This is a genomic window from Sporosarcina sp. E16_8 (genome assembly GCF_017347095.1).
Taxonomy (GTDB): Bacteria; Bacillota; Bacilli; order Bacillales_A; family Planococcaceae; genus Sporosarcina.
Window position 1 is genome coordinate 20,955 of the sequence record NZ_JADPRZ010000019.1, and the last position, 23,717, is coordinate 44,671.

Genomic DNA, 23,717 nt, shown 5'->3' on the forward strand with positions numbered 1-23,717 from the left:
AAAGAAGGGTGATTAAATAAAATGAGTACAACTATACAATCAGAAGCGAGAGTACCATCAAATCAATCAACACTAACTGAATTACGTAAAGAGGGCTATGTTCCAGCAGTCGTCTACGGTTATAAAACAGAAGCGACATCGATTTCAGTAAAAGAGAGAGATTTACTGAAGACATTACAAATAACAGGCCGTAATGGCGTTATTAAACTTAATATTGACGGGAAGGACATTAATGTTGTCCTAAACGATTATCAATCTGACGTCTTAAAAGGTGAAATCCAACATGCGGACTTCCTTGCTATCAATATGACAGAAGAGCTTGAAGTAGATGTACTGGTACATCTTGTAGGCGAATCTGTAGGCTTGAAAGAAGGCGGAGTACTTCAACAGCCAAACCGTGAAGTGACTATCAAAGTTAAACCTTCAGACATTCCGGAGACATTCGATATTGATATTTCAAACCTTCAAATTGGAGAATCGATTACAGTAGCTGAAATTCGTGCGAAATCAAAATATGAAATTTTAAACGAAGATGATCATGCACTCGTTCTAATTTCTTCACCGCGTACAGCTGCGGAAATGGAAGAACTTGAGAGTGAGGCATCTGAATCAGTAGAGCCTGAAGTAATTGGTGAGAAGAAAGAAGCGAAGTAATACAAACATGAGCGCACGGAAATCCGTGCGCTTCTTTTCTATTTCAAAGGTAAGCAGTTATAAGTTTTTTTATAGCTTGGAATCTATAAAATCACGTACTATGGATAAGCTGCAACATAAGGATTGCACATCCGACTCCAGCGCCTAGAGGCTCGGAGGTCCACAGGATGTGGGTCACGCAGCTGGGAGGGATTGAACTTCATCCCTCCTTGTTACGACAGGCCGTCGCGCACTTAGACTGCCTTTTTTGCACTCTTTAAACCCGTTTTATTTGTAACGGTGCCTCATACTCTTTGTAATTACTTAGTGTAAAAGGAAGATGAAATCTATGAAAATGATAATAGGACTCGGAAATCCGGGTAAACAATATGAAAAAACACGTCATAATGTGGGGTTTCAGGTCATTGACGAGCTTAGCGCACGTCTGCCAATCACTGCAGTACAATCGAAATTTGGCGGCATGTATACGGTTGTCCATCGTCCAGAAGGAAAAGTAATGCTTGTAAAGCCACTTACGTATATGAACCTTTCGGGTGAGTGTGTCCGTCCATTGATGGATTACTTCGATATCGACGTAGAAGATATCGTTGTTCTGTATGATGATCTTGATATTGCTCCTGGGACAATTCGACTGCGTCAAAAAGGGAGTGCAGGTGGCCATAACGGCATGAAATCACTTATTGCACATCTTGGCACGGATCAGTTCAATCGAATCCGTATCGGTGTTGGACGTCCTATCGGTGGTATGAAAGTAGCTGATTACGTTCTGGCACCTTTCGGCAAAGATGAAAAACCATTAATTGAAGACATGGTGAAAAAAAGTGCATCCGCATGTGAAGCGTGGCTGAGCAAACCATTTAATGATGTCATGAACAACTTTAATGGTGTATAAGGAATAATAAAGCCGTCTTACGCCTATACTTTGAGAAAAGGGGCGGAGACAAAATGGCGATCCGTTATACTTGCAGGCATTGTGAGACTGAAATTGGTACACTTCCGTTTGAATCTGCGAAGGAGACTATCCTTCTGCTGCAAAAGATGGACGAAGAGGAAGTTGAGCATTTTCTGACGTATGAAAAAGACGGGGCATTGACGGTAAGATGCATATGCGAACATTGTGAGCAATCGCTCCAACGATTCCCGGACTACTATACACTTAACAAATGGCTTCAATAAGATGTACGCTTTGGCGCTAGATGCGTCCAAAGCTTTTTCTGTTTTTTTGTCTAAAGGTAGTTGTGTTGAAATAAAGAAAACCATTGAATTCACCGCGGCGTTATGGATATGCCTCCCGCCCTAAGCAAGGTGGATTTGCCACAAGCCCAAGGCCTTCAGCTACCCTGTGTCCAGTTACTAACACAATTTACGTTGTTCAAATTGTGACAGCAACTGGCATCGACAGGCGCCTTCATTGGGCTTATAGAGGTATTTGTTTTCCCAATATATGAATATAGTTCGGACTTGGCGCAATTGAATGGCCTAGCCCTTTTTGAACGCCTACTATTATTATGAAAGCAAGGATGTGTAGCATTGGAATCACTTATAGATTTGTTTTTACAAGAGAAAGAGATTGACGAACTAGTGGGAGAGTTGGAGGCGGGGATAGACCGTCAACTTGTCGCAGGATTGTCAGGTGGGGCAAAGTCAATCCTTTTCAAAGTGCTTCAGCAGTCGAGTAAACGGCCCATTCTTATTGTATCCCCGAATTTATTGCAAGCACAGCGTACATATGAAGACCTCGTCAAAATGTTGGGCGAGTCGCTCGTCCACCTTTACCCTGCAGAGGAACTCATTGCTGCGGATTTTTCTGTTTCGAGCTATGAACTTCGCGCCCAGCGTATCGATACGTTAGATCATATGGTACGAACTGGGAAGGGGATTTATATCACGCCGATTGCAGGCATGAAAAAACTATTACCAGAAAAAGAACGCTGGCTATCCAATTTATTAACAACGAAAATAGGCGCAGAAATTAATATGACAGAATGGCTTGAAAGACTTGTATCGATGGGTTATACGAGACAATCAATGGTAACGGCGCCAGGTGAATTTGCGTTGCGCGGGGGTATCCTGGATTTGTATCCACTGAATTTGGAAGAACCGGTGCGGATTGAATTATTCGATACAGACGTCGACTCCATTCGCACATTTTCGGCTGAAGATCAGCGTTCAACGGGTAAGTTGGAAGACGTGTCAATTCTTCCTGCGACTGAATTTGTTTGGCAGGCTAAAGATCTAATGATCATAGCTGAAAAACTGGAGCATGCACTTGGTGTTAGTTTGAAGAAGATGAACGATGCGGAAGCGAAAGAACAGTTAACCATTAATATGACAAGCGATATTGCTTTAATGAGGGAAGGATCCACTCCAGAAAATATGTTGAAATATGCATCATTTTTAGCTGGAACGACTTCCCTTGAAAGTTATTTCCCAAGTAACGGAATCGTTTTATTTGATGAAATCGGACGGGTTCTTGAAGTTGTTGCATCACTTGAGTCGGATGAAAAGGAATGGATGGTTGGCCTTCTTCAAGAAGGGAAGATTGTTCATGATGCAAAAACATCGTTTTCATTCGAAGAGGTGCATGGAGCATTAAAGCAACGAAAAGTGTATTTTTCTCTTTTCGTCCGCTCCGTTCCAGGAATTGTTGTGAAGAAGACAGTAACGTTTTCTTGTAAACCAATGCAGCAGTTCCATGGGCAGATGAGTTTATTGAAAAATGAAATAGAACGGTGGCACCAAGGGCGTTTCAATATTTTCATTATCGCAGACGGCAATGAGCGGATGCAAAAGGTTCAATCGATTCTTGAGGATTATGATATGCAATCTGCTTTGTCTGGAAAACCTTCAGCGGCAGGCGGCATAATTGTTATAGACGGTGATTTGTCTGCTGGCTTCGAGCTTCCGTTTCAACGGATGGCGGTTATAACAGATTCTGAACTCTTCAAAGGGACGCCGAAACGGAAAGCGCGTCCGCAAAAGATGACAAATGCAGAGCGTATCAAAAGTTACTCGGAGATCAAGCCAGGTGACCATATTGTTCACGTTAATCATGGGATTGGGAAATATTACGGGGTTGTAACGCTTGAAGTAAGTGGTATTCATAAAGATTACCTCGACATTCGGTACCGTGGTGAAGATAAGCTGTTCGTTCCCGCTGACCAGATAGATTTGATCCAGAAATATGTCGCTTCCGGTGAAAAAGAACCGAAACTGCATAAGCTAGGCGGCACAGACTGGAAGAAGACGAAAACTAAAGTTATTGCAGCTGTTCAAGATATCGCGGACGACCTGATTGAATTGTATGCCAAACGGGAATCGGAAAAGGGACACGCTTTTGCGGCGGACGACGACATGCAAATGGCATTTGAAAATGCGTTTCCTTACGATGAAACCGATGATCAGCTCAGATCCATTGCTGAAGTGAAGGTGGATATGGAAAAAGAACGTCCAATGGACCGATTGTTATGCGGGGATGTGGGCTATGGTAAAACGGAAGTCGCAATCCGTGCTGCATTCAAGGCTGTATCAGACGGCAAGCAGGTAGCGTTCCTTGTGCCCACGACAATTTTGGCGCAACAGCATTACGAAACAATGAAAGAGCGCTTTTCCGGATTTCCAGTTGAAGTTTCCCTCTTAAATCGTTTTCGGAAAAAGAAGGAACAAACCGAGACGTTGAAAAGATTGAAAGCGGGAACTGTCGACGTTATCGTTGGTACACATCGCCTCCTATCTAAAGATATCGCCTACCATGATCTTGGTTTACTCGTTGTCGATGAAGAACAGCGATTTGGCGTAACGCATAAAGAAAAACTTAAACAGTTAAAAACACATGTCGACGTGCTGACCTTGACGGCAACGCCAATTCCACGGACTCTCCATATGTCGATGCTTGGTGTTCGTGATTTATCCGTTATTGAAACGCCGCCGGCAAACCGTTTTCCTGTCCAGACTTATGTCATGGAACAAAACTTTGCGCTCGTCCGCGAAGCTATTGAAAGGGAGATGGGCCGCGGTGGGCAAGTATTCTACTTGTATAACCGAGTGGAAGATATGGAAAGGAAAGTCGATGAAATCAAGCAGCTTGTGCCTGAAGCACGTGTTGGATTTGCCAATGGTCAGATGGGCGAATCGGCACTTGAGTCGGTGATTTTAAGTTTCCTTGAAGGGGAATATGATGTTCTTGTAACGACAACAATCATTGAAACGGGTATTGATATTCCGAATGTCAACACACTTATTGTTCAAGACGCTGACCGCATGGGTTTATCACAGCTCTACCAACTACGTGGGCGCGTTGGACGTTCGAATCGTGTTGCCTATGCCTACTTCCTTTATCAGCGTGACAAGGTGCTCACAGAGGTTGCGGAAAACCGTCTTCAGGCGATTAAGGAATTTACGGAACTTGGCTCGGGCTTCAAAATTGCGATGCGCGACTTGTCGATCCGTGGTGCGGGTAATTTACTTGGTTCCCAGCAACATGGCTTCATAGACTCGGTCGGATTCGATCTTTATTCTCAATTGCTGCAAGAAGCTGTCGAGCAGAAGCAGACAGGTATCGTAAAAGCGGATATACCAGACTTGGAAATTGCATTACCGCTTAATGCGTATATTCCAGATGAGTATGTACGTGATGGATTCCAAAAAATTCAAATGTACAAAATGGTCAAAGCGATTGAAAATGAAACGGACTACAATGAACTTGTCGATGAAATGACAGACCGATTCGGTGATATGCCGCTCGAAGCTGACTTGTTACTACGTGTTGCGCGGGTAAAAGCTTGGGGACGTATCGCAGGTGCTGAATCCATCAAGAAACAACAAGCGCTTATTGAAGTTCGCATATCGCCTGAAGGAACTGCAAAAACAGATGGAGCTAAACTTGTATCCGATTCAATGGCATTTGGTCGTGCAGTTGGGTTCACGATGGAGAACGGCTGTCTCATCATGAGGATTGATGAGCGCCATACGGGGAAACAGACAGCATTCGATGTGCTTGAAGAAATGATGAGGATTCTTCATTCATCTGTAAAGGAAACTGTTGTTAGTGATTCCGTCTAAAGGGTATGTTGCATATTTTGTCCATACTTGATGCATACTACAAAGGAAACGAAGTTAACGTTCAATTTTGTGGAAAGTGAGGCATCATGTATGAAGGCAACGGGAATCGTCCGCAGAATCGACGATCTTGGCAGGGTAGTTATCCCTAAAGAGATTCGAAGGACACTAAGGATTCGTGAAGGGGATCCACTTGAAATTTTTACCGACCGGGATGGCGAAGTGATTTTGAAGAAATATTCGCCGATATCAGAGCTCGGGCAATTTGCAAAAGAGTATGCGGAAACATTGTACGAAACACTAGGCACGCCTGCACTCATTAGTGACAGGGATGAAATGATTGCCGTGTCCGGGTTATCTAAAAAAGATTATTTGAATCGCCAGTTGTCGCCTGATCTTGATGAAATCATGACAGGCCGTAAAATCATTACAGAAAAACTCGAAAAGGCGATTGAATGGGTACCTGGACAAGTGGAGCAGGTGAAGTCTTATTGTATTGCGCCCATTATTTCTGCCGGAGATACGATTGGTGCTGTTTACTTGTTATCAAAGGTGCACTTTATCGGTGAAACCGAAATGAAAGCGGCGGAAACAGCTGCCCACTTTTTAGCGAAGCAGATGGAACCATAAAAACAGCCCACTTGGACCGGATATAGACGGTTTAGGTGGGCTGTTTTTTTAGTTTTGGAGAAGCATTGTTGAATTTTACGCTAGCGTTGTTAAGTTCTGAGGACAATACGGACACTTATCCGTATTTGGAAGTTCTTTATACAAACAACATGTCACCCGTTTATAATTTGCCATTGCATCTAATGCTCGTTGATTGTTCAAGTATTGTTTGAAAGGGGAACGACGCATCGCAGGTTTCCATGTTTCATCTACCAATAAGATATCCAAATCAGGTTGCGCAAAAGATGAATTTTCTTGAAGTACCATCGTGTACATCCATAAGACGTATCCCCATATGTTCTCCCACAAAATTAACTTCGCAATTTTCGCATGCTTGCTTAAATAATCAACGACAGGGTGCCCGAAAGTCTCAAGAATAAAGCGGATATCTTCTTCACGATTTTGTACTACCCTAAAGCCAGAAGACGGAACAGAAAAAAGGATTGTATCATTTTCGATGAATAACGACACATCTTGCAAATCGCCAGCCCACAGTAAATTATGTTCGCATATTAAATGCAGTTGGGCAGTTATGAAAAAACCGTGCCTTCTCATATAGACAGATGTGGCAACAGTTTTTGTTGGAGCATCTGACAAACGTTGAACCATTTCAAATAGCTTGCTGCTTCCAGATTCGGTTAACATATCTGCAACCGATAAAAATGTGTTTGGCTGTTCACCAATATGTACACTGAAACGTTCCAGTGCAGCTAGGTGTTCAGCCTGTAAATTAGGCACCAGTATTTCCTCGAAGTTCTGACACGATGCAGCGGCCACGACCATAAGGAACGCAGTGCGGTGTGCCGAAAAGTGGATCCGTTGAAACTTGGCATTCCATTCCAAACACAGCACGGACTAAGTCGCAGGTAATAATATCTTCTGGTTTACCTTGTGCATGGACACCACCGTCTTTAATGGCAACAATATTGTGCGCATAGCGAGAGGCTAAATTTAAATCGTGCAGCACCATGACAATCGTACGACCTTTTTGTTCGTTTAATTCAAATAGCAGATCAAGAATTTCAATCTGATGTGTCATGTCGAGGTATGTTGTTGGTTCATCCAATAAAATGACGTCTGTATCTTGAGCGAGTGTCATTGCAATCCATGCACGCTGCCGTTGACCACCTGATAGTGTGTCGATCGATTGATCTCGTAGATCACTTATCCTAGTCGCTGTCATTGCAGCTTCTGTTTTCTTCGTATCCTCTTCAGTCCATCTCGAGAGCCACGATTGGTGTGGATAGCGTCCTTGTTTTACAAGATCATGTACCGTCAACCCTTCAGGCGATACGGGACCTTGCGGAAGAATGCCCATTTTTTTTGCAACATTACGCGAAGATAGTGAATGGATATCCTTGCCTTCAAGTAAGATAGAGCCGTCAGAAGGTTTTAAAAGACGGGCAATTGAGCGGAGTAACGTAGATTTACCACAGCCGTTGCTACCGACGAAAACAGTGATTTCACCTTTTGGAATCGATAAATTCAGGTTTTCGAAGAGGAGATTATCTTGATAGCCAATCGACAGGTTTTCGGCTTTTATTGAGGTATGCATTGGAATGCCTCCGTATCTATAGTAAATCTAAATGATTTTCATTTTCAATTAGAGATAAGCATAGCATATTTAGCTTCCATCTGAGAATGATAATCATTTATTTCGTAAAAAACTTTACAAAACTGTACAATCAAGTTTAAACTACTAAATGAGAATGATAATCAATAAGTGAGTAAATGGAGGAATGTTTAATATGAATAAATCTTTGAAATTACTGCTTGTTTTAGCGCTTTTTGCAGTATTGTTAGTCGGTTGCTCTTCGAAGAAAGATGAAGATAAAGCGGTAGACAAGGGGAAAACAGAAGGAAATATAACAATTACAGGTGTTAACGGTGAAGTGACACTTAAAGAGCCTGCGAAAAAAGTCGTTGTTTTGGAATGGACATATGCAGAAGATTTATTGGCAGTAGGTGTTCAACCTATTGGAATGGCAGATATAGAAGAATATCATAATTGGGTGAATATTGATGTAGAGTTAAGCAAGGATGTAGCGGATGTCGGAGGTCGCCAAGAACCGAATTTAGAGGCGATTGCTGCATTAGAGCCAGACTTGATCATCGGTACAAGCTTCCGTCATGATGGAATGATTGCAGATTTGGAGAAAATTGCGCCTACGGTCATTTTTAATCCCTATCCTGAGGATGAAAAAATGGATTTGTATCAAGAAATGATAACAACATTTAACGAAATTGCAAAAGTCGTTGATAAAAAGGATGAAGCGAAACAGGTGTTAGCTGACTTGGATAAAAAATATGAACAAGCGAAAACAACTATCGATAATGCTGGTTTGAAAACGAAAGATGTTGTCTTAACACTTGCTTACACGGGACCTCAAGCACCTGAAGTTCGTGTATTTACACCGAATTCAATGGCTTCAATTATGTTAGAGAAAATCGGTTTGAACAACATCCATATCCCGGACCAATTTGAACTTTACGGCTCTAGTACGTATAACGTGGAAGGGTTAACGAAGTACGAGGATGCAAATTATTTGTATATCGTTCAAGCCGACGACAATATTTATGAAAAACAGTTAAAAGATAATGCAGTTTGGAAGAATTTGAATTTCGTGAAAGAAGATCGTTTGTATGATCTGGGTGGGGATACTTGGTTATATGGAGGTCCTCTCTCGGCAGAAACATTGCTTAACAAAATTACAAGCACGATGGTAAGTAAGTAATGGCAAAAAAGACTTCAGGAAAACGATCCTTTGTAGTCATGATTATCGGATTGTTCCTGTTAGTTTTATTGTCTTTTATTCACTTAACACAAGGTCAAGCGGATTATACGGTTGCTCAATTAGTAAAAGAAGTGTGGACTGAGGGGCGCGTGCAGGACATCGTGCTCTCTCTTCGACTTCCGCGTTTAGTAATTGGGATTCTTGCTGGTGGGGCCCTTGCGGTGGCGGGGGCTGTATTGCAGACGTTGACGAATAACCCATTAGCATCTGCAGGCACACTAGGAATTAATGCGGGAGCGTATTTTTTCGTCGTTGTTTCGATGATTTTCTTTCCATCGCTACTCGGTAATTTCCCGTTTATTGTTGCATTGGCGGGTGCTGTACTGTCATCTGTTCTCGTTGTGATGCTAGCAGGCAAGCAAATGGAGCCCGTGCGTGTTGCGCTGACAGGGATGATTATTTCGTTATTATTTGCGTCAATGACAGGTTCTTTGCAGCTATTATTCGAAAATCAGACGAACGGTCTTTTTTTATGGGGCTCGGGGACACTTGTTCAATTAAATTGGGACGGTGTATCGTTTGCGGGGCCGGTTATCATTGTGTTCTTCGTCCTCGCATTAGTATTGGCAAAGCCGTTGGATACGTTATCGTTGGGTGAAGATATCGCGTCGTCTCTTGGACAGAATGTTAGGTTTGTTAAATTACTCGCATGGGCTGTTGCAATTGTCCTTGCGGCTACAACAGTAAGTGTTGTCGGACCAATCGGTTTTATCGGATTAATGGCCCCACATATTGTTCGGATGCTTGGTGTTCGCGGGCATTTGAACATTCTCCTCCAGTCATTTTTATGGGGAAGTGTCATGCTGATCGGAGCGGATGTGTTAGGGAGATTGATTCAACCTGGACAAGAAGTTCCGGTTGGTGCAATGACCGCGTTAATTGGTGGTCCGTGGCTGTTGTATTTGGCATGGAAAACCGCGAAAACGCATAGTCGAGGCGACCGTCAAATGGGTGGTACATCGAAACCGGTGAAACTGTCGGTTGTCATCACAATCGTTGTTGCACTCATAGTTGTTATTATTTCATTGGCTTTATCATTTAATGGCACTGCATGGACGACCGAATGGTTGAAACCTGTTGTGTGGAATTTCCGAGTTCCGCGCGTGTTAACGGCGTTCATTGTCGGCGTTATGCTCGCGGTTGCGGGGGTATTATTGCAGGGGGTATTACGAAATCCATTGGCGGATGCAAGTATTTTAGGTGTCACATCAATGGGTGGTGCTGGGGCGATGATGCTTCTCGTGTTATTTCCCGCCATTCCAGTTAACTATATGCCGCTTGGTGCGGTGGTGGGGGCTGCCATCGCACTTGGTATTATTTTAGGAACATCGTGGAAAAATAACTTCCAACCGATGCTCGTTGCACTTATGGGGATTGCAATTTCCGCGTTCGGTTCAGCCGCCACACAAGTACTCGTCGTGAAAGCGAAACTCGCTGTAGCGGCTGCGCTCGTCTGGCTATCGGGAAGTACGTACGCAAAAGGATGGGACGATGTACAGCTAGCCGTTTTATTATTTGCATTGTTTATCGGACCAGCCATTTATTTGACGCGCAGCTTGGATACATTGACGTTCGGGGATGATGTTGCCGCAGGTCTTGGACTTTCTGTGAAGTCGACTCGTGTTTGGGCATTGATTGTTGGTGTCGCGATAAGCACGGCAGCCGTTTCAATTGTTGGGACGATCGGTTTTGTTGGGCTTGTTGCACCTCATATTGCACGTAGATTGGTTGGTTTCCGTCATCTGCCTTTGCTTGTCGTATCAGGATTATTAGGTGGGCTACTTCTTGTCACCGCCGACTTTGTCGGAAGAATTTTAATCGCGCCGAAAGACATTCCGAGTGGGTTGATTGTCGCGCTGATCGGTACACCCTATTTGCTATATCTCCTACGGAAAATGAAATGAAAAGAGTTATAAACTATTAACAGGCTTAAGAGTTTCCTCGTCAATATCCTATTAGAACACAAAAAGCATCGCACTTAGCGATGCTTTTTGTGTTGATTATAGAAAGAGGGTTTAAATAATTAATGTTGAATTTGACAGTGATAGGAAGTAATTGGGAGGCCGTGTTTAAGTTATTAATAAAAGTCATGTCAAATTTCTTTTAGGTGGGATAAAATGAGTTTTATAAAATCAAAGAAGATCTTCCTAATTGTTTTAGTAGTAGTAATTGGTGCAGGAATTTTGTTTTCAAGGGATGATAATGCATTAGTAATTACTGAAGTTGAGAATAGTTGGGTTATCACCAATTTGTATCATATCGAACTATTTGATGATAAAAAAGCAGTAGTCTTTTTTGAAACTATTGACGGTTCAGAAAGGGAAGTGTATCTAGAAAAAACAATTTTTAAATGGCATGAGAGACGCGGTTATATGCATGAACCAGAGGGGATAGATGAACCTCTTCATTTATCATTTTCAGAATCCCCATTTAAAAATGAGGAAGATTTAGAACTTGTGGTAATAAGGGTATATGATACGAAAATAAATAATGTCGAAATTAGAACAACTAAAGGTTTACTAAAAAACATAAAAATACAGCCCAAGCGTGTAGGGAAGACTGTGGGATTTGGACTGGTCAGAATAGACGATAAGGACATTTTAGAAGCTGAATTTGTTTCTTACAATGCTGAAGGGAAATTTTTATATTCGGTTAAACTAGAAAGCTAAATTAAATTAAGTTGATGCCTCAAGGCAATTAAGTTTCTCATAGTATTCGGAACATTCGTACCTATCAATTTAGAATTGACGTATAATGGAATTATATAACTCATTCTTGCTACCTCTATTAACTTTATTAAATTTAAGTGTTTTGTAATTAATTATCGGTTTTTTTCTTGTAAAGAAAAACAATAGATTTCAGGAGGTATTCATCGAGTGTAAAACTACCCTGTACTAATCAGAATTAAACTTTGATTGTAAAGGGGTAGTAAGAATGAAAAGTCAGACTTTCCGTTTTCTTTGGATTGGTCAGTCAATGGCCAATTTGGGTGATATCTTTTATATTGTGGGGCTTATTTCAATTTTATATGCTTCGACAGAGTCGCCGTTTGTATTAGCATTGGTACCGTTTTTCAGTATGTTTGGTCGTTTTAGTAGCGGTATGATTTCCCCATTATTGTTAAATCGATATCCACTAAAGACACTGCTTGTTTATTCTCAAGTGAGTAAGACATTATTATTGTGTTTGCTAGCGCTTATCTTAGTACTTCACATAACGTCGAGCATATTCGTTATAATAAGTTTCGTATTTATGATAGCTTTTTTAGACGGTTGGGCAGCGCCAGCGAGCCAAGCAATGTTGCCGCGTTTGGTGCCGAAAAATGAACTTGTGAAAGCCAATAGCTTCTTCTCCATCATTTACGAAACAGTAAATTTAGGTGGATGGGCAATTGGAGGGCTACTTGTTGCATTTTTAAGCGGTCAAAATGTTGTTTTGATTACGGTGGTATTGTATTTGGTAGCTTCTTTACTGATGACTAAAATTGTTGACCCTACCGAATTTCGTAGAAAAGCTTCCGAAGGTCGTAAGAGTGGTGAGCTAAAAGAAGGTTGGCAAATAGTCTGGAGTAATCCACTGTATAAGAGTCTTTATGTGCTTACCGTATTTGAAGCCATTGCAAATGTTGTATGGATTGCCTCTATACTTTATGTCTTCGTGACGGAAGTACTTGGTGAAACTGAAGCTTGGTGGGGATATATTAATACATCATTTTTTATAGGTATGGTCGTTGGTGGGATCATTTGTTCTCGTTTTACCTTGGTTTTCGAGAAAAACTTAAAGTTTGTTTTGATTACTTTTTCTTTTGGAATCAGTATCCTGACACTTCTTTTTGGTTTAACGACAATTGCTTGGTTGTCCCTTATCTTTATGGGACTTAATGGGGTTTTTCAACAACTAAAAGCAATTGCTGCGAACACATTTCTTCAAAAGTCAGCAAGTCCTGAAGAACTTCCTAAAATTTATGCTGTAGAAAGTGCCTTAGTGTCGTTATTATTTGCGGTTTCCTCTTTACTGTTTGGTGCACTTGCTGAAATATGGGATGTGCGAATCACATTTGTTATTTCAGCAATATTGTTAGGGGCGGCAGCAATTTATGCTGCGATTCAACATCGTCGTTTTTATGTAAAGGAATCATCGAACAATCAATAACGGTGAAAAGCGCGAAAAAGGAGCTAAAACCATAGCGGTTTTTAGCTCCTTTTGCCGTGTTATATATGTTGTAGTATTGAATTCGGTGTCAGTTACTGCCACAATTCAATGGGCTCATATGATGTCAGTAACTGGAACTGGAATATGTATGTGAACCCAGCGTAGGCGCATTACAGGGGTAGCCGAAGCCCTAAGCGCCGAAGCGTTATTCAAAGGAATCGTTTATTCAACTCATATAGTTAATTATTTGTATTCAGAGGATGGTATTTTGTCGAGTCACTGTATAGCCCGGATCCCCTGATACCTATTCAGTAATGTATCCAGCTCTTGACTGCATGCGACGACAACCGGATGACTCAAACCAAAAACATTTGCCTTCGCATACATAGCATTTCTTTTTAATTTTATTAGTACCGATAGAAATCGCTTTTTGGGAATTGTTTTTACCATCCGTGGTCCCTCCTTATTTACTTTTTTCATTATTTCTATTTTCTTGATATAATTTACAGTAAGATACTTACAAATCTTATACCTATGTCTTTCCCATAAAGTTGAACAACTAAACCTATTCTTGATTTAAATATGAATAGTCGATGTTTTTTTGGAATCTAGCCGTTATTCATTCATGATATAATGGGTGTACTATGCACGAAAGAAAGAGGCACGGATATGGCGCAGCAATGGGACATGAAAACGTTTATGAAAGGCGCTTCGATTCTGACGATCTCTGCAATTATTGTGAAATTGCTTGGTGCGGTTTACCGGGTTCCGTTTCAAAACCTTGTCGGTGACAAAGGGTTTTATATTTATCAGCAAGTGTATCCGTTCATTGGCGTATTTATTGTCTGGACGTCGTATGGTTTTGCGGTAGCTGTATCGAAACTGCTCGCGGGAAGTACGAGTCGTGGTGAGGCGAAAGCGATGATGCGTGTGGCATTTACCTATCTAGTTTTATTATCAACAACCTTTTTTGTTCTATTAACTATTTTTGCACCATTTTTCGCACATTCCATGGGCGATGCTGAGCTCGTTCCTCTCCTGCGGGCAGGCGCGTATATCGTTCTGCTAATGCCAGCGTTAGCAGTTTTGAAGGGTTCATTCCAATCGGAGGGGCGGATGGTACCTGTTGCCGTTTCAGGTGTTGGAGAGCAGGCTTTCCGTGTAACGGTCATCCTCATTGGAACATGGATTGCAGTACGATCAGGTGCTTCGCTCTACGCAGCAGGTGAAGTGGCGATGTGGGGCGCGGTTGTCGGGGAAAGTGCTGGTGTTATCATACTTGCGCTCTATTTTCGGAATACGTTCAGAGGACCATTAGAAAAAGTGGACACGTGGCGAGTGGTGAAAGAATTGACGGTTGTCAGTTTGGGGGTCAGCGCAAGTTCACTTATTCTCCTGATGTTTCAATTGGTCGATTCATTTACGGTTTATAATATCCTGCTATCTAATGGTTTTGCGGCGGATGCGGCCATGGTGACGAAAGGTGTCTATGATCGTGGGCAGCCGCTCGTGCAAATGGGAATTCTGATTGCTTCGACATTAGCGCTTGCCATTGTTCCGCTCATCGCTCATCACTCGACAAAGAATGAGGGGCGAGGGGCATTGCCGTTTATTCGACTAACATTCCGGACTGCTTTTCTATTTGGATGGGCGGCTGCAACAGGACTTGCGCTTGTTTTACCTTATGTAAATGAAATGCTGTTTGAAACACGTGATGGCTCTGTGGCACTCATTATTTTCTCGCTACAAATTCTTTGGTTGTCGCTAATTTTACCACTAACGGCAATGCTTCAAGGGGCAGGGAAAGTGAAAGTACCAACGCTCATGCTTATCGGTGGCTTGGTTATAAAAATATTTGCCAATCAACTCCTGGTTCCCCTATGGGATGTCACGGGGGCGGCAATCGCGGGCAATATTGGTTTTGCAGCTATTACGTTAGGGTTACTACTCTACTTTAAAAAGGTGTGGCCAATTTGCCTTGCACCAACACGGTTTTACGGATGGGTGGTAGGGGCAACCATCCTCATGATGGCGGTTGTCTTACCTTGGATGATCATTGCGGACGGGTTTTTATTCGACAAGTTGCCGGTGCGTATTGAGGCAACACTTATCGCATTAACATCCGTTTCGGCGGGAGCAGCTGTTTTCCTTTTCGTCGTTATGAAATCACGTATAATGGCAGAGAAGGAATGGTTTCTTCTTCCATTCGGAAAACGTTTAGCTACATTGCAATTACGACTTACTAAAAGAAAAGGTGAATAATATGCATCAGTTAACAATTATTGGTCTCGGCGCGGGTGACCTTGACCAATTGGCACTTGGGACATATCGAAAGTTGAAAGAAGCAACCTGCATTATTGCACGTACGGATCAGCACCCCGCTGTCGCGGAGTTAAGAGCGGAAGGTATTATTCTGACAAGTTTCGATGAAATTTATGAAAAACACGATTCATTCGAGCACGTATATGATGAAATCGTAGATCGGCTGCTAATTATGTGTGCAGAACAACCGGTAACCTATGTTGTACCGGGACATCCGCTCGTCGCAGAACGGACCGTGCAGTTATTAGTCGAGAAAGAACGTGAAGGTCTAATCCAAATGGAAATTGCGGGGGGAAATAGTTTTCTTGACCCGATTTTTGCGGCGCTACGTATTGATCCGATTGAAGGGTTCCAGCTACTCGATGGTACGGATATGAAACGCGATGATGTCCAGATGAGGCAGCATATTCTAATTGGACAAGTGTACGATGCGTTCGTGGCATCTGAAGTGAAACTGTCATTAATGGAAAAGTACGCCTACGATCATCCAGTGACGGTTGTTACGGCCGCGGGCTCTACGGGCGAGCAATTGATGACAGTTCCGCTATTTGAACTGGACCGTGTCACTGAAATTAACAATTTGACTACCGTTTATGTACCTCCTGTTGCCGAAAGGGAAGCGCGGCTGAAAGATTGGTCAACGTTCAGGGAAATTATCGCTGCACTGCGCGCTCCGGACGGCTGCCCGTGGGATCGTGAACAGACGCATGCATCGTTGAAACGATATTTGCTTGAAGAAGCGCATGAGCTACTTGAGGCGATTGATAATGAAAATGATGACGCAGTAATTGAAGAGCTTGGCGATGTATTGTTACAAGTATTCCTTCATGCTCAAATTGGCGAAGACGACGGTTATTTTGCCATGGAAGATGTGCTTCAATCGATAGGATCGAAAATGATTCGCCGCCACCCGCATGTTTTTGGAGAAAAACATGTGTTGGATTCGGAAGAAGTCCTCCAAAATTGGCAGGACATTAAGAAACAGGAAAAACCGTTAGCTGAATCACTTTTAGAAGGTCAAGAACGTCCTTCTTCATCACTTCTCACGTCACTTAATTATCAAAAAGAGGCGGCAAAGGTTGGGTTTGATTGGCCAACGATTGACGGTGCTATGGAAAAGTTTGATGAAGAATGGATGGAGTTCCGCAAAGAACTAGAGGGCGGAACGACATACAGTCAAATGGACGAACTAGGTGACGTTCTGTTCACAATCGTCAACATTTCACGCTTCCTCAAACTATCTCCAGAAGAAGCAATGGTCCACGCCAATCAAAAGTTCAACAGGCGGTTTTCATTCGTTGAAAAGAGTGTAAAAGATGGACATGGTAAGTTCACTGACTATACACTTGATGAACTTGAAGAGTTTTGGAAACTAGCAAAAAAAGGGGAAGATAATCATGAGACTCGATAAATTTTTGAAAGTATCCCGGCTGATCAAGAGACGGACGCTTGCCAAACAGGTAGCTGATCAAGGGCGTATAACAATCAATGAAAAAGTGGCGAAAGCGTCATCGGTTGTAAAAGAAAGCGATGAATTGGCCATCCGTTTTGGTCAGAAGATTGTTACGGTAAAAATAAACATGTTGAAAGATACGACGAAAAAAGACGATGCAGCCTCAATGTACACAATTTTGAAGGAAGAGAAGCTTGAAAAAGTGGAACCGGAATTCATGGACGATGAAGATTGAACAACATGACAGGGAATTTTCCTGTCATGTTTTTTTATGTCCCAGCATAAGATAGCTGTGAACGTACAAGCAAAGGGGGAAGCATATAATGCAATTTCAAACTGACAGTCCTACGTACGCAATTCCATCAGGAGACCATGTCGTCACTATGCGCAACAGAAAACGGATGGATCTCACATCGGTAAAATCAATTGATCGCTTCGATCAGGAAGAATTTCTCGTTCGAACATCGCAAGGATTATTGCAAATCCGGGGAGAGGAACTGCGCATTGTTCATCTCGATGTCGATAAAGGACTTCTAACGCTAGAAGGAACGGTCGGCACTATTCAATATGATGAAGAAGAGTCAGGTTCAAAAGGTTTCCTCCATAAATTGTTTGGATGAGTCTATCCGTTCAATTTCTTAGCCTGCTTGCTATGATTGGGACGGGCATTGTTGCTGGGGCATTCATGGATATGATTGGAACAAGTACCGCGCACGCCGGGAAGAAATCGATTATTCGAAAGCGTGCGGTTTGGCTTGAAGTCATTGGATGGGTACTCGTCGGGTGTTGGACGTTTTACATCCTTTATCTCGTCAGGGATGGGGCGTGGCGGATATATGATCCGGTTGCACAGATTAGTGGAATGTTGCTATACGTAACATTTTTTTATAAGCCGTTCCGGTTTTTCGGGAGGATCTTGTTTGTGTTGTTAATAAGGCCGCTCTTGTTCCTCGTGCGTCTAATAGTGTCGATTATCAGTCTAGTCATTCGTTTTATTGTGAAAGTCTTTGCAGTCCTCTTTACACCATTTGTTAAAATATACCGTATCATTTCCAGAAAACTCTTTAAAAGAAGAGTGAAATGATATATAATTTATGGACTAACAAATTGTAGTATGTGAAGAGGGGAAGTGCAGGACGTGGAACAGAAGCAGCAGAGGAAATCGTCCGATAGGGTCGCATCGATTCAAACTGAATATGTCCGCTCACTTCAAAAGAAAGAGACTAGGAAGAATGCGCGGAAAGTCCGTTTATATCGTAGACTGGCTGTGTTTGCTATTGTTGCAGCTGTTACTCTAGGTGGTCTGACGAATATGTTCATCAACCAGAAACAGACGTTGGCAGCGAAAGAGCTGCAAAAAGTCGAGGTGCTGGCCCAGCTTGAAGGGGTACAGGAAGAACAAGAAATGCTGAAAAGACAACTTGTGAAATTGAATGATGATGACTATATCGCAAAGCTTGCACGCAAGGAATACTTCCTGTCTGAAAAGAGCGAAATAATTTTTTCAATACCCGAAAATAAGAAAAAAACAGATGAACAAGACAAAGGAAAAGAGTAGTCTTATTGACACTCTTTTTTTATTGGCTATAATGGAAGTAAGGATCCTGCAATTTGCAGGGCTCATTAATACGGTTGCAAGGCTCCCAGCGCGGGGCCCGCTTAAATTTTAAGGAGGAGCATTTTTTTTATGTCAATTGAAGTAGGCAGCAAGCTAGAGGGTAAAGTAACAGGAATCACAAACTTCGGGGCGTTTGTTGAGCTACCGAATGGCTCAACAGGCCTGGTCCATATTAGTGAAGTGGCGGACAATTATGTCAAGGACATCAACGATCATTTTAAAGTCGGTGACATGGTTGAAGTGAAAGTGATGAACGTCGGTGCAGATGGTAAAATTGGGTTATCGATTAGAAAAGCGAAACCTGAATCTGAACAGCGTCCAGAACGTCCTCAGCGCCCGCAACGTCCGCGTCAAGGTGGTGGCCGTCCTGCTATGGATCGCCCAGAGAACTTTGAACAAAAGATGGCAAAGTTCATGAAAGATAGCGAAGAGCGTCTCTCTACTTTGAAAAGAGCGACAGAATCGAAACGCGGTGGCCGTGGCGCAAGCAGAGGGTAACTTGCTAGCTGTTTCAATTCATGAAAAAGTGTACGAATAGTATAAAGAAAAACAGCGAACTAAGGGAAATGATCCTTGTTCGCTGTTTTTTGGTTCTGTTTGTGCGGATAATTGACATGGCAAATAACGAAACTATCACGGGAAATTGCATAAACCGCCACACCTCACCAAACAATTGTGTGTTTTTTCATTTCAGAAAAAAAGCAGTCCCTACATCGTGAATTCACGATGTAGGGACTGCTTTTTTAAAAAATAGTGTCTAGTTCCTGGACGGATGTTTCTTCATTTCATTAATGGCGGCAGAGGGGTTCGAACCCCCGACCTCACGGGTATGAACCGTACGCTCTAGCCAGCTGAGCTACGCCGCCTTCGTATATTCTAGTAAGCACCTGTTTCCGCTTGATCAGAACAACAATACTTATAATACAAGTGAATCAATGCAGTGTCAACCCGTCATAGGAAAAAAGAAAAACAGTTCGGAATGAGTCGAAACATTTTGTTTTCTTGTTGTCATGAACAGACAATTTCTTTCCATTTGCCTATGTATACTCAAGGCATAGCAGACATAGGGGGAATGAGAAATGAAACTAATTGAACATTTAGCACGTCCAGTGGGCCATCCGATTGGTATGTATGTCGAGATGATTGGAAAACGGAAAATGCATTTTTTAGTTGCGACTCTATTCTTGTTTGGATCTTTTTTCTTGTCGCAAGCCGTCCTGTTCGATGCGGCGGTTCCTTTTTTCTTGCCTGTTTGGGCGCTCGCACGGGCCCGCTTCAGAAAGCATCTCATATGGGTGTTCATTGGTGGAATGTTCGGGAGTGCATTCCTTGGTCTGGGACAAGCCGTTATCCATCTATTGATGCTTGCCTTGTTTAACGCGGTTATTAAATATCCGCTAATGCGAAAATCAGTACCGCTAACAGTGGCGGGATGTATTATCGTTGTTCAAGTGTTGTGGCAGTTCATTATGCATGTCGGGCAACCACCAGTAAATGTTCAATTATATATCGGTTTTGAAGCGGTTCTTGCATTGTTCATGACTTTTTTCCTCTTTGTCGCATTTCCTGCCGCAGACAGAATCTTCTTTGGTAAATGGACGCCTGAACGTCTTGGGGCAGCTTGCCTTGTCGGGGCGCTGGCTACAACTGGCATGAACGGACTTATGTTAGGTCCTGTTTCGGTTTCAGGTACACTCATTCATCTGACAATTTTGCTTGCAGCACTTGTGGGAGGACTTCCATTTTCAACAACAATCGCAATGATCATCGCTGCTATTGTGGGGATAGCAGAATTGTCCTTCACGGGAATGATGGCGGTGTATGGTATGACAGGTTTCTTTGCGGGCACACTCCGCCGTTTTGGAAAAATCGGTATTGTGTTAGGTGGGGCCTCTGTATCGGTATTTTTCCTTATGTATGATTTGACCTTGCCCCTTGATACTTCACACTTTATAACAATTGCTACTGCAACAATTATTTTTTTACTAATCCCTTCGAAAAGACTAGAGCCGATTAAGCGCATTTTTTATCCGGAGAATACAGAGACTACTGAAAAACAACAAAAGTGGTTAGCGGAACGGCTCGACGAACAACTAGCTGATTTCCAGAAGTTCTCTGAATTTATGTCGACACTTGTTGGCGACCGATTTTCACCCCACGATAATCCAGATGTATTGCCACAGCAGGTTATACCAAAGATTTGCCAGTCTTGTTTCCGTTATTCCAAGTGTTGGGAAGGTGCAGATAATGATATGGGTGGGCTTCTTAGTGAATGGGAAGTGACCTATTCTATGACGAAGAAAGCTAAGCGTCACCGTGTTGAGGAAAAAATTAAATATAAGTGCATCCGATTCAATGGATTGGTAACGGAACTTGAGGAACAAGCTGCCAGTCGTTTATTGACAGGACAACTTCAGCATGGTCGAAAAATGCTTGCCCTCCAGTTGCGTGATATGAGCACCCACCTGGATAAAATCATGAATGAAGTAAAAGAGGATTTGACTGTATATAAGCCTGCCGAGGAAGAGTTGGCGAAACGGCTTCAAGAAAAAGATATTGAGTACTTCCAGATTGATGTTTTACCAGGGGGTAGGGGAGCACGTCGCATCATCTGTTGTATTCCCGAGAAAAGATCAGACTTTGAAACAGATACAACAGTTGCCGAAAGGTTTATTCTGCCGATTCTTGAAGAAATGTACGATGAGCCGTTCCGGGTCGCCAAGTCTGCCGTCTTACAAGACCCATTTCCGCATATCCAACTAACGTTTGGTTCGGCGGTTCGTTTTACCCTTGACTATGGTATTGCTGCAACAGCAGGAGGCGAAACATTCCACGCAGGTGATGCATATGAAGTGTTCCCAATTCACGAAGGGCTGACGGCAGTTTTGTTGTCGGATGGAATGGGCCAGGATCTAAATGCATATCGTGAGAGTCGAAAGGTAATTCGTTTGATGCGAGAATGTTTGGACCGGAAAATGGATCCCGAAACAGCTATGCATACCTTGCATTATATGATGTCTTTAAACGGGCTGGATGATATGTACGCCACGCTCGACCTGGCCCTCGTTGACTTGCAAGACGGTCGGATTTGGTCTTGGAAGGCTGGATCGATGAGCACGTATATTAAACGCGGCGACGATTTTTTAAGACTGGATAGCAAATCGGTCCCCGTCGGATTTCTTCCATCCTTTTCTGTGGAGGCAAAAAATGAAGAGTTAAAGTCAGGAGATATTATACTTATGTTAACGGACGGTATCTTTAATGGTGATGTTCCGCTTGAGAAACAAGAGCAATCGTTATACAGCACACTTGAAAAGTACGGAGGGTTCGAATGTGACAAAATTGCGGATCGTATTATGCATGAAATGGAGCGGAAGTTTGGTGTAATTGGAGACGATCGAACTGTGTTAGTTATGAAAATCGACCATGTTCTGCCCAAGTGGTCAAGTTTCACACCTCATTCACAAACTATTTCCCGGGAAAGGGTCGTCGGATGAATATGTAAGTGAGTGAGTGAGTGAGTCCCCTCCTTTAGATATTCTATGGTAAAATTTGAGTAAGCGTAGATTAGAAAAGGGGAAGGAGCGGAGCAATGGATAAATTTAAACAGACGATATTCCGTTTCATCAAGGAATGGTCACTCATCGCTCCGGGGGACCGTATTTTAATCGCCTGTTCGGGTGGAGTAGATTCAGTGGCGCTTTTACATTTCATGGCTTCAAATCAAGACGAAATGGAGATCGAAGTTGCCGCAATTCACGTAGATCATAAATTACGCGGAAAAGAGTCCGCGGCAGATGGCGTATTTGTGGCAAGGCTGTGTGAAGTGTATGGAATTCCGTTTTTCGGCGGAAGTGTCCCGGTTCCGGCTATTATCGAGAAAGACGGCGGCAATGTTCAAGCCGTCTGTAGGGATGGGCGATATGCATATTTCAAGGAAATCATGACAAAGCATGGTTATAGCGTTTTAGCAACGGCACATCATGCAGAAGATCAGTTGGAGACGGTCTTGATGCAAGTAACGAAAGGCAGTCAGCCACTGGGGATGTCGGTGAAGCGTGAAGTTGAAGGTGGATTCCTCATTCGACCTTTCCTTCCGGCTATGAAAGCGGACCTCTATTCATATGTTGGGAAGCGCGAATTACAATTTCGTGAAGATCCAAGTAATGAAAGTGATGCCTATTTGCGTAATCGTTATCGTCACAAAATTATTCCGTTTATTCTTGATGAAAATCCAGGTGCCGCTGAAAATGCAGTAAGAATGTCAGGTTATCTACAGCAAGATGAAGAATTGCTTGAAATGCTGGCTCAGGAACGTTTTGATGAAATTACTAAGTTCACAGAAGCGGGCCTGCCTGTCGTCGACGGAAATGCTTTTTCTTTCATGCACCAAACTTTACAAAGGCGGATAATTACACTACTATTGAGGTATCTTTACAATGGGGAAAATATGCCCGTAAAATATAATTCCGCGCTAATAAGTCAACTGTTACACCATCTATCTTCGCAAAATGGGAATGTATCTATTCACCTTCCACGCGGTTACCGATTCATTCGGGAATATGACGTGCTAACGTTCGCTCGTGATAAACCAATTGAAGAAGTGGAGTTGCAAAAAGTGTTGCTGAAAGGCGTTTGGACCAGTTGGGGAAATGATTTTCAGCTTTATTGGAATGAAGTGAGTAATATCGATACAGAATTACTCATGGATACAGATGACATCATGTATTTTGACTTGCCTCAATCTGCGCTTCCCCTGTCTATCAGGAGAAGAGAGGATGGGGATCGAATCTTGTTACAAGGGATGACACATCCAAAACGTCTATCCAGGTTATTTATCGATGAAAAGGTTGGCATGACAGAACGCGACCGATTGCCGGTAATCATTACAGCGCATGGTGAAGTTTGTGCGATTCCAGGAGTACGGTACGGTGTGGCATTTTCACGGAACGAGACAGATCAGAATAAGTACATAGTTAGTACAAGAAAGTTATAA

21 protein-coding genes and 1 tRNA gene are annotated in these 23,717 nt (G+C 42.6%); 18 read left to right on the top strand and 4 right to left on the bottom strand.

What is annotated here, in order from left to right; all coding sequences use genetic code 11:
• The first annotated feature begins 21 nt into the window (after positions 1-21).
• The 5 genes from I2484_RS12340 to spoVT all read left to right on the top strand — a co-directional run bounded on the left by I2484_RS12340 (position 22) and on the right by spoVT (position 6,342).
• A complete protein-coding gene (locus I2484_RS12340; RefSeq protein WP_207151323.1) occupies positions 22-654 on the top strand; it encodes a 50S ribosomal protein L25/general stress protein Ctc in 633 nt (210 codons plus the stop codon).
• 328 nt (positions 655-982) lie between these two features.
• Complete coding sequence (gene pth / locus I2484_RS12345; protein ID WP_207151324.1) at positions 983-1,546, top strand: aminoacyl-tRNA hydrolase; 564 nt, start codon at positions 983-985, stop codon at positions 1,544-1,546.
• Between the two features lie 53 nt (positions 1,547-1,599).
• Positions 1,600-1,830: an anti-sigma-F factor Fin gene (locus I2484_RS12350; protein ID WP_207151325.1), complete on the top strand. Its 231-nt coding sequence runs from the start codon at positions 1,600-1,602 to the stop codon at positions 1,828-1,830.
• 354 nt (positions 1,831-2,184) lie between these two features.
• Entirely contained in the window at positions 2,185-5,715 is a 3,531-nt protein-coding gene (gene mfd, locus I2484_RS12355) for a transcription-repair coupling factor (protein ID WP_207151327.1), read from the top strand.
• A 90-nt stretch (positions 5,716-5,805) separates the two neighbouring features.
• A complete protein-coding gene (gene spoVT / locus I2484_RS12360; protein WP_207151331.1) occupies positions 5,806-6,342 on the top strand; it encodes a stage V sporulation protein T in 537 nt (178 codons plus the stop codon).
• A 75-nt stretch (positions 6,343-6,417) separates the two neighbouring features.
• On the opposite strand, the gene I2484_RS12365 is transcribed toward spoVT, so the two are convergent.
• The gene (locus tag I2484_RS12365) at positions 6,418-7,119 is read right to left on the bottom strand and encodes a hypothetical protein (protein WP_207151333.1); all 702 of its coding nucleotides are present in this window, start codon (positions 7,117-7,119) and stop codon (positions 6,418-6,420) included.
• Positions 7,112-7,936, bottom strand: coding sequence for an ABC transporter ATP-binding protein (locus tag I2484_RS12370; RefSeq protein ID WP_207151335.1), 825 nt, complete (start codon positions 7,934-7,936; stop codon positions 7,112-7,114). Before I2484_RS12370 ends, I2484_RS12365 begins: the two co-directional genes overlap by 8 nt.
• Before the next feature lie 193 nt (positions 7,937-8,129).
• Between I2484_RS12370 and I2484_RS12375 the strand changes: the two genes are divergently transcribed.
• The 4 genes from I2484_RS12375 to I2484_RS12390 all read left to right on the top strand — a co-directional run bounded on the left by I2484_RS12375 (position 8,130) and on the right by I2484_RS12390 (position 13,328).
• Complete coding sequence (locus tag I2484_RS12375) at positions 8,130-9,116, top strand: ABC transporter substrate-binding protein (protein WP_207151336.1); 987 nt, start codon at positions 8,130-8,132, stop codon at positions 9,114-9,116.
• Complete coding sequence (locus tag I2484_RS12380; protein ID WP_207151338.1) at positions 9,116-11,080, top strand: iron ABC transporter permease; 1,965 nt, start codon at positions 9,116-9,118, stop codon at positions 11,078-11,080. Before I2484_RS12375 ends, I2484_RS12380 begins: the two co-directional genes overlap by 1 nt.
• Positions 11,081-11,293: 213 nt before the next feature.
• Positions 11,294-11,845: a hypothetical protein gene (locus tag I2484_RS12385; RefSeq protein WP_207151339.1), complete on the top strand. Its 552-nt coding sequence runs from the start codon at positions 11,294-11,296 to the stop codon at positions 11,843-11,845.
• A 265-nt stretch (positions 11,846-12,110) separates the two neighbouring features.
• On the top strand, positions 12,111-13,328 hold the full coding sequence (locus I2484_RS12390; protein WP_207151341.1) for an MFS transporter: 1,218 nt from the start codon (positions 12,111-12,113) through the stop codon (positions 13,326-13,328).
• Positions 13,329-13,604: 276 nt separating this feature from the next.
• Here I2484_RS12390 and I2484_RS12395 read toward each other — a convergent pair whose 3' ends face one another.
• Positions 13,605-13,778: an aspartyl-phosphate phosphatase Spo0E family protein gene (locus I2484_RS12395; RefSeq protein WP_207151342.1), complete on the bottom strand. Its 174-nt coding sequence runs from the start codon at positions 13,776-13,778 to the stop codon at positions 13,605-13,607.
• A gap of 219 nt (positions 13,779-13,997) precedes the next feature.
• On the opposite strand from I2484_RS12395, the gene I2484_RS12400 reads away from it, so the two are divergent.
• The 7 genes from I2484_RS12400 (at position 13,998) to I2484_RS12430 (ending at position 19,219) form a co-directional block, all read left to right on the top strand.
• A complete protein-coding gene (locus tag I2484_RS12400) occupies positions 13,998-15,590 on the top strand; it encodes a putative polysaccharide biosynthesis protein (protein WP_207151343.1) in 1,593 nt (530 codons plus the stop codon).
• 1 nt (position 15,591) lies between these two features.
• Positions 15,592-17,061 carry a bifunctional methyltransferase/pyrophosphohydrolase YabN gene (gene yabN / locus I2484_RS12405; protein ID WP_207151348.1) on the top strand — a complete coding sequence of 490 codons (1,470 nt, stop codon included), beginning with the start codon at positions 15,592-15,594 and terminating at the stop codon, positions 17,059-17,061.
• Entirely contained in the window at positions 17,048-17,338 is a 291-nt protein-coding gene (locus tag I2484_RS12410; protein WP_207151349.1) for an RNA-binding S4 domain-containing protein, read from the top strand. The genes yabN and I2484_RS12410 overlap by 14 nt, the downstream gene beginning before the upstream one ends.
• A gap of 88 nt (positions 17,339-17,426) precedes the next feature.
• Positions 17,427-17,723, top strand: a complete 297-nt coding sequence (gene yabP, locus I2484_RS12415; RefSeq protein ID WP_067213728.1) for a sporulation protein YabP — start codon at positions 17,427-17,429, stop codon at positions 17,721-17,723.
• The gene (yabQ, locus tag I2484_RS12420) at positions 17,720-18,187 is read left to right on the top strand and encodes a spore cortex biosynthesis protein YabQ (RefSeq protein WP_207151350.1); all 468 of its coding nucleotides are present in this window, start codon (positions 17,720-17,722) and stop codon (positions 18,185-18,187) included. The genes yabP and yabQ overlap by 4 nt, the downstream gene beginning before the upstream one ends.
• A gap of 54 nt (positions 18,188-18,241) precedes the next feature.
• Positions 18,242-18,661: an FtsB family cell division protein gene (locus I2484_RS21840; RefSeq protein WP_207151351.1), complete on the top strand. Its 420-nt coding sequence runs from the start codon at positions 18,242-18,244 to the stop codon at positions 18,659-18,661.
• Positions 18,662-18,790: 129 nt separating this feature from the next.
• The gene (locus I2484_RS12430; protein WP_067213725.1) at positions 18,791-19,219 is read left to right on the top strand and encodes a S1 domain-containing RNA-binding protein; all 429 of its coding nucleotides are present in this window, start codon (positions 18,791-18,793) and stop codon (positions 19,217-19,219) included.
• A gap of 294 nt (positions 19,220-19,513) precedes the next feature.
• Here the strand turns inward: I2484_RS12430 and I2484_RS12435 are convergent.
• Positions 19,514-19,587, bottom strand: a tRNA-Met gene (locus I2484_RS12435).
• Between the two features lie 213 nt (positions 19,588-19,800).
• Between I2484_RS12435 and I2484_RS12440 the strand changes: the two genes are divergently transcribed.
• Positions 19,801-22,218, top strand: a complete 2,418-nt coding sequence (locus tag I2484_RS12440; RefSeq protein WP_207151352.1) for a SpoIIE family protein phosphatase — start codon at positions 19,801-19,803, stop codon at positions 22,216-22,218.
• A gap of 95 nt (positions 22,219-22,313) precedes the next feature.
• A complete protein-coding gene (gene tilS / locus I2484_RS12445; protein ID WP_207151353.1) occupies positions 22,314-23,717 on the top strand; it encodes a tRNA lysidine(34) synthetase TilS in 1,404 nt (467 codons plus the stop codon).

What these genes read in the sequence shown, in the direction of transcription:
- I2484_RS12385 (WP_207151339.1), top strand. Translation starts at nt 11,294, where the DNA reads ATGAGTTTTATAAAATCAAAGAAGATCTTCCTAATTGTTTTAGTAGTA.
- yabP (WP_067213728.1), top strand. Translation starts at nt 17,427, where the DNA reads ATGCAATTTCAAACTGACAGTCCTACGTACGCAATTCCATCAGGAGAC.
- tilS (WP_207151353.1), top strand. Translation starts at nt 22,314, where the DNA reads ATGGATAAATTTAAACAGACGATATTCCGTTTCATCAAGGAATGGTCA.
- I2484_RS12410 (WP_207151349.1), top strand. Translation starts at nt 17,048, where the DNA reads ATGAGACTCGATAAATTTTTGAAAGTATCCCGGCTGATCAAGAGACGG.
- pth (WP_207151324.1), top strand. Translation starts at nt 983, where the DNA reads ATGAAAATGATAATAGGACTCGGAAATCCGGGTAAACAATATGAAAAA.
- yabQ (WP_207151350.1), top strand. Translation starts at nt 17,720, where the DNA reads ATGAGTCTATCCGTTCAATTTCTTAGCCTGCTTGCTATGATTGGGACG.
- I2484_RS12400 (WP_207151343.1), top strand. Translation starts at nt 13,998, where the DNA reads ATGGCGCAGCAATGGGACATGAAAACGTTTATGAAAGGCGCTTCGATT.
- I2484_RS12395 (WP_207151342.1), bottom strand. Translation starts at nt 13,778, where the DNA reads ATGGTAAAAACAATTCCCAAAAAGCGATTTCTATCGGTACTAATAAAA.
- I2484_RS12375 (WP_207151336.1), top strand. Translation starts at nt 8,130, where the DNA reads ATGAATAAATCTTTGAAATTACTGCTTGTTTTAGCGCTTTTTGCAGTA.
- I2484_RS12440 (WP_207151352.1), top strand. Translation starts at nt 19,801, where the DNA reads ATGAAACTAATTGAACATTTAGCACGTCCAGTGGGCCATCCGATTGGT.
- spoVT (WP_207151331.1), top strand. Translation starts at nt 5,806, where the DNA reads ATGAAGGCAACGGGAATCGTCCGCAGAATCGACGATCTTGGCAGGGTA.
- I2484_RS12370 (WP_207151335.1), bottom strand. Translation starts at nt 7,936, where the DNA reads ATGCATACCTCAATAAAAGCCGAAAACCTGTCGATTGGCTATCAAGAT.
- I2484_RS12350 (WP_207151325.1), top strand. Translation starts at nt 1,600, where the DNA reads ATGGCGATCCGTTATACTTGCAGGCATTGTGAGACTGAAATTGGTACA.
- I2484_RS12390 (WP_207151341.1), top strand. Translation starts at nt 12,111, where the DNA reads ATGAAAAGTCAGACTTTCCGTTTTCTTTGGATTGGTCAGTCAATGGCC.
- I2484_RS12430 (WP_067213725.1), top strand. Translation starts at nt 18,791, where the DNA reads ATGTCAATTGAAGTAGGCAGCAAGCTAGAGGGTAAAGTAACAGGAATC.
- I2484_RS12380 (WP_207151338.1), top strand. Translation starts at nt 9,116, where the DNA reads ATGGCAAAAAAGACTTCAGGAAAACGATCCTTTGTAGTCATGATTATC.
- yabN (WP_207151348.1), top strand. Translation starts at nt 15,592, where the DNA reads ATGCATCAGTTAACAATTATTGGTCTCGGCGCGGGTGACCTTGACCAA.
- I2484_RS12340 (WP_207151323.1), top strand. Translation starts at nt 22, where the DNA reads ATGAGTACAACTATACAATCAGAAGCGAGAGTACCATCAAATCAATCA.